Raw genomic sequence first — 4,527 nt, 5'->3', positions numbered from 1 at the left:
AATGATGCTCATTTCGCAACTATTGAGCAAGCTCAGCTTGAGATTTTTAAATATATTGAGACTTACTATAACCCTAAACGTCTGCATTCAGCTTTAGGGTATCTCTCACCTGTAGAATTTGAAAAAAATAGTTACTAATTAGCTTAACTTTATGTCTATTTTTTCTTGACAAGTCCATATTTTTTATTATTTGACTGTCTACTTGACAGGGAGCCGTTCACTCTTTTTTAATTGTCATTTGTGAGCCAATTGTAAAAATCCTTCAAAGTCACTGATTCAAAGGATTCTAAAAAATTAACCATTAATGAGTCTGTTTCTGCTTGTTAGCAATGGATGGGTTGAGCGAAGAACGAATTAACATGCCTCCTGTAAAGATAACGATTAGAACAACGAGGAGTTTTAAGCTATTAAGGTCCAAATTTGTCAGGAAGAAGACAGCGAGTAAAACCCCAATAATGCCACCAAGAACAATGCCAGCAAAGCCATACCAACTGACACGATCTGCTTTGATAAATTGACTGCTAGAGGCGGTCATAATCATAGCAGCATCAAGCATCATAACAGGCATAGCAACAGTTGGGCTAAGCCCCATGAGTGAGAAGAAAATCAATTCTGGAGCGTAATTACCCAATCCCATCGTCATGAGAACACCTACGGTAAAATTGAAGGCAATACCCACAAATAACCAAATACCATGTAAGCCATGCACAGCGTCAGAGAGATTATCTCCGGGGTGAAAAATCATACGGAAAATCATAATAAGTGCAGCCAAAATTAAGAGACCGCCAAGTATCCGTTGAACCGTTGGAGTATGCCAATTCTTGGTAATTTTGGTTCCAAAATAAGCGCCGATAAAGGCTGCTGCTGCCATAGTGACCAGGGTCAAGACTTCAACCTTAACCACGAAAATAAAGCATAGGGACTGGATGAGCACAGGAAGGACATGCCCAACTGTCATCGTTCCAGGGAGTTTCCGGTCGTCAGTCACTAACTTGGTTAGTTTAAAACATGTTGTGGTTGTGGCAAAAGAGCCAATCCCAAGGGTATCAAGCGCATCGGTTACTAAACCAATCCAAAAACCAGTCCAAAATCGTTTAAAAGGATTGATCTTGTTTTTTCGGATATGCCTAACCAGTAATAGGAAAATAAAAAGCATTGCTAAGACTAGCAAAGCTTGTATCAGTCTAAGGATAATCATTTCATTCATACGTTCTAGTTTACAAAAAAAAAGGAGTGCCGTCAATTTGACTCTCTCAAAAATGTAAATGCTTGTTTTCTTTTCATGAAACAAGAAGAAAACAAAACATCGAAATCTTTAAGGCTATCATTATTTTTTCTTATTTGGAGAGATTGTTAAGATTAACAGGGGGGGAGTCGTTAAGTGGCCCCTAAGCGCTTTATAAGGAGCGCATAATTTCTTGTCAAAAATCAGAATTTTTTCTATAATAACAGAGGATTAGGAGGAAATTATGACTTTGTTTAAGAATCTTGTCTTTAAAACCCCGGTGTTACGTGTTAACAACCGTGACTTGAACATTACATTTTACCAAAAGACCCTAGGTCTTCGTCTAGTGTCAGAAGAAAATGCAATTGCGATTTTTTCATCGTGGGGACAAGGGCAGGAACGATTTGTAATTGAGGAATCTCCTTCAGCTAGAACACGTGCAGTAGAAGGGCCTAAAAAAATTAACACTATTGTGATTAAAACAGCCCAACCTAAAGATATCGAACAATTACTCGCTCATGGAGCTAGCTATGAGACCTTATTTAAAGGGGAAAAAGGCTACGCTTTTGAAACCGTTTCTCCAGAAGGGGATCGCTTCTTGTTACATGCTGAAGATGATATCAAAACCCTTGAAGGAGTAGAATTGCCTGCTTTCACAAAAGAGGAAGACTTCAAGGGTCTTAGTCAATTTAGCTTTGATATAATCGTCCTAAACGTCCCTAGTGAGGAACAATCAAAAGCCTTTTACCATGACCTATTTGGAGAGCGATTGCCTGTTGCGATGGATTTCATTCAAGAGGAAGGTCCCGATTTAACCATCGATCCTCACATTGCTTGGGATTTAGAGATTTTAGAGTTTCAAGTGCCTGCCGATTATGACATGGCAGCTTTAAAAACACATTTGGAAGAAGCGGGTCATCCCGTTTATGTAGACAAAAAGCATAAGGTTTTGGTGATTTCTGATCCAAGTCAGATAGAAATTTGGTTTATGAAATGATCCTTGGTTTGTTAGAACAACTAAATGATCATATGCAACAAGGATTATACAGAGGGGCTAGCTTAGCCCTTTTTCAGTCTGGTCAGTGGCAAGAGTATTATCTGGGCACAATAGACGGAGAGCAACCTGTTCAGCCAGATTTGGTCTATGATTTAGCTAGTGTGTCAAAGGTGGTTGGAGTTGCTACTGTCTGTATTTTCTTGATCAATAGCGGAGCACTAAAACTCGATGACTCCCTAAAAAACTATTATCCAGACATGGTTCATGATGAAGTGACCATCCGCCAATTATTGACTCACACCAGTGGACTAGATCCTTATATTCCGAATCGAGATCACCTTCAAGCACAGGAATTACAAGCAGCCTTAAATCAGTTATCCCTTAAAAAGGATAAGACATTCCAGTACACTGACGTGAATTTTTTACTGCTTGGTTTTATGTTAGAAACTTACTGCGGCAAGACTTTGGAACAACTCTTTCAAGAATTGGTTTTTCACCCTTTTGATATGCCACAAACCTCATTTGGCCCAAGACCCACTGCTGTACCTACTCTAAAAGGAGTGAACGACGGACACGTTCATGATCCTAAAGCCAAAGTGCTAGGAAAACAGGCGGGATCAGCGGGGTTGTTTTCAACCCTCAACGATTTGGAACATTTTGCTATGCATTATCTCGAGGATTCCTTTTCAGATTCGCTGTGGAGCAACTACAGTCTCCAAGAAAAAACGCGTTCCCTTGGTTGGAATTTGGAACAGGATTGGATTGACCATACGGGATATACGGGTCCATTTATTATGTTGAATAAGAAAGAGCAAAAAGCAGCTATCTTCTTGACAAATCGAACCTATGATAAAGATGATCGTCCCCTTTGGATTCGAGAACGTCGTCGCATTAGAAACGCTATCATTGACTACATGTCAGACAATCACTAGTCTTATGTCTGCCATGTGTTTAGTCAGCATCATGAAAAAACAAAGGTCACACTGTAAAAAATGTGACCTTTTTGATTAACAGAGAAAGGGAGCATCCTGGAGATGAGAAGGTTATGATTGTTTTCTTCTGTCAAGAACAGATTCTCTCTTCAGCAGTTGGATAGGGAGGACTTGTTTATTTTGAATGGATTTACCAGACATCAAAGCAAGTAGAGAGTCAATCGCTAATTGAGCTTTTTGAGTGGTTTCTTGATGAACGGTACTTAGTTTAGGACTTGTATAAGAGGTGAAAGGTAAATTATCAAAGCCAATGAGTGAAAAATCAGTAGGCACTTTTTGACCAGAGGACTCAAGACCTTCTTTTATTCCCACAATCATTTCATCTGCAGTTGAGAAAATAGCCGTAATCTGTTTGGGATTATGTTGTGCGATAGCTTTGCCTAAAAGTACCCCTCCCTCAAAGGAAATCTCTTCTCCCAAGAGATGACTGTCTAAATTGTATTCTTGAATAGCTTTTTGGTAGCCTAAAAAGCGTTGGTAGAGGAGGCCATTTTGGCGAAAGCGGTCTTCTTGATAGACTTCCTTGCCACTGGCAAATGCGATAGCAGTATGCCCACATTCACAAAGATGTTTAGTAGCCAAATAAGCACCTGAAAAATCATCAGAATTAATGGTACAAATACCAGAATTTTCAACATAGGAGTCAATAAAGATGGTCGGTATGGTAAGGACTTGTGTAATTAATTGAGCATTTTCAGAAGAAACCCCAAAAGCCACAGCGCCATCAATTCCCCACGATTTAACAGCATGGCAAAACTCTTGAACTGATGGTGTGGAAAGCAACATGATTTCATAATGATTCTGGTTAGCAAATCGAGAAATGGTTGCGGTAATTGTTGACAAATAAGGGATTTCTAGGAGGCTTTTCTGTTCAAAAGAAGGAAGCCACAGAGCAATGATTCGCGAGGAACCACTACTGAGCGTACGCGCATTGGCGTCAGGGATATAACCTCTTTTTTGCACTAATGCCATGACACGTTGATAGGTTTTTTCGCTGACCTTATGTTTTTTATTATTTAATACATTTGAGACGGTCATAGGGCTGATTCCCAACTCTGCCGCAATTTCTTTGATGGTTGCCACTGTAGTACTCCTGTATTTGGATCGCTAATACGATAATGATAAGTCTATCATACCACAAGTCCGATATTTGACCAGCCCTAAAAAATCATTGCAAAATTTTTCCCACGCCAAACGCATGAAGAAACTTTTGTTTTCAGAAAACTAGATTCATAATGACAAAATCAATCAAAGTAGTACACTATAGATGAGGTGACTACGATGATTGATTTTATTATTGCTATTGATGATTG

At 39.3% G+C, this 4,527-nt stretch carries 5 protein-coding genes; 3 read left to right on the top strand and 2 right to left on the bottom strand.

Features of this window, described 5'->3' with window-relative positions:
• The coding region (locus tag ACYTR8_RS10100) for an IS3 family transposase (protein ID WP_479641981.1) at positions 1–138 on the top strand (138 nt) is incomplete at its 5' end.
• A gap of 163 nt (positions 139–301) precedes the next feature.
• On the opposite strand, the gene ACYTR8_RS10095 is transcribed toward ACYTR8_RS10100, so the two are convergent.
• On the bottom strand, positions 302–1,207 hold the full coding sequence (locus tag ACYTR8_RS10095) for a sodium:solute symporter (protein WP_479642108.1): 906 nt from the start codon (positions 1,205–1,207) through the stop codon (positions 302–304).
• 262 nt (positions 1,208–1,469) lie between these two features.
• On the opposite strand from ACYTR8_RS10095, the gene ACYTR8_RS10090 reads away from it, so the two are divergent.
• Both ACYTR8_RS10090 and ACYTR8_RS10085 read left to right on the top strand, forming a co-directional pair.
• Entirely contained in the window at positions 1,470–2,222 is a 753-nt protein-coding gene (locus ACYTR8_RS10090) for a CppA family protein (RefSeq protein WP_111717570.1), read from the top strand.
• Entirely contained in the window at positions 2,219–3,154 is a 936-nt protein-coding gene (locus tag ACYTR8_RS10085) for a serine hydrolase domain-containing protein (protein ID WP_479642109.1), read from the top strand. Before ACYTR8_RS10090 ends, ACYTR8_RS10085 begins: the two co-directional genes overlap by 4 nt.
• Positions 3,155–3,265: 111 nt before the next feature.
• Here the strand turns inward: ACYTR8_RS10085 and ACYTR8_RS10080 are convergent, their stop codons facing one another.
• Positions 3,266–4,297: a LacI family DNA-binding transcriptional regulator gene (locus tag ACYTR8_RS10080; protein ID WP_111717568.1), complete on the bottom strand. Its 1,032-nt coding sequence runs from the start codon at positions 4,295–4,297 to the stop codon at positions 3,266–3,268.
• Between the last annotated feature and the right edge of the window lie 230 nt (positions 4,298–4,527).

The organism is Streptococcus sp. F2 (assembly GCF_056500955.1).
Note: the sequence above shows the minus strand (reverse complement) of the source record. Positions and strands in the feature narration are given on the sequence as shown.

What these genes read in the sequence shown, in the direction of transcription:
- ACYTR8_RS10085 (WP_479642109.1), top strand. Translation starts at nt 2,219, where the DNA reads ATGATCCTTGGTTTGTTAGAACAACTAAATGATCATATGCAACAAGGA.
- ACYTR8_RS10090 (WP_111717570.1), top strand. Translation starts at nt 1,470, where the DNA reads ATGACTTTGTTTAAGAATCTTGTCTTTAAAACCCCGGTGTTACGTGTT.
- ACYTR8_RS10095 (WP_479642108.1), bottom strand. Translation starts at nt 1,207, where the DNA reads ATGAATGAAATGATTATCCTTAGACTGATACAAGCTTTGCTAGTCTTA.